Annotated in this window: 1 protein-coding gene; it reads right to left on the bottom strand. The window is 60.0% G+C overall.

Annotated elements, in window-relative coordinates; all coding sequences use genetic code 11:
• Window positions 1-380 (bottom strand): transposase zinc-binding domain-containing protein (locus ACKWMY_RS28270; RefSeq protein WP_409487557.1); only part of this gene is annotated, 380 nt, incomplete at its 3' end.
• Between the last annotated feature and the right edge of the window lie 178 nt (window positions 381-558).

Raw genomic sequence — 558 nt, 5'->3', positions numbered from 1 at the left:
GCGCAGCGAAACAGGTCGTTGAGCAAGGGCCAGTTGTTATTGAAGAACGGCCACAACAAGTGGGGCATGGTGAAGGTGATATGTTGCCAGTCGCAGTCGGGCAGGATGTGCTGCTGCTCAGCAATCCACTGCTCGGTGGCCTTGAGGCCGCAACTGCTGCAGGCCTTGGACTTGCAGCTCTGGCAGAAGAAACGGGCATGGGTACAGTCGGATGAGGCGCAACAGTAACGGCGAACGCCCATGAGGCAGGTACCGCAGGCGAGCATGCGCTCGACGGCGAGTTTGGTCCAGTCGCTGAGGGTGTCGCCATGTTTATCCAGGTACTTGCTCCAGCCGTGGTCATGCTGGAACAGCAGCTTTGCGGGTCGCGGAATATACATTGTGCAAAGTATAGAGGGTGGCAGGGGATGGGGAAAGAGCCTCGGCGTCAGCCGGCTCACGTTGCAGGCGGGCTAATTTATGCGGGTATCAGTGCGGGGCGAGATCGCGAGGGGCTGGGCACGATCAGCCGCCGCTGGCGTTGATGTGAGGCAGGGTCTTAAGGACGGTTGAGGCAGC

Origin of the sequence: Serratia sp. J2, from assembly GCF_046269175.1 — a bacterium.
In the GTDB taxonomy this organism is placed as follows: Bacteria; Pseudomonadota; Gammaproteobacteria; order Enterobacterales; family Enterobacteriaceae; genus Chania; species Chania fonticola_C.
This window is presented reverse-complemented; position numbering and strand designations above follow the sequence as displayed.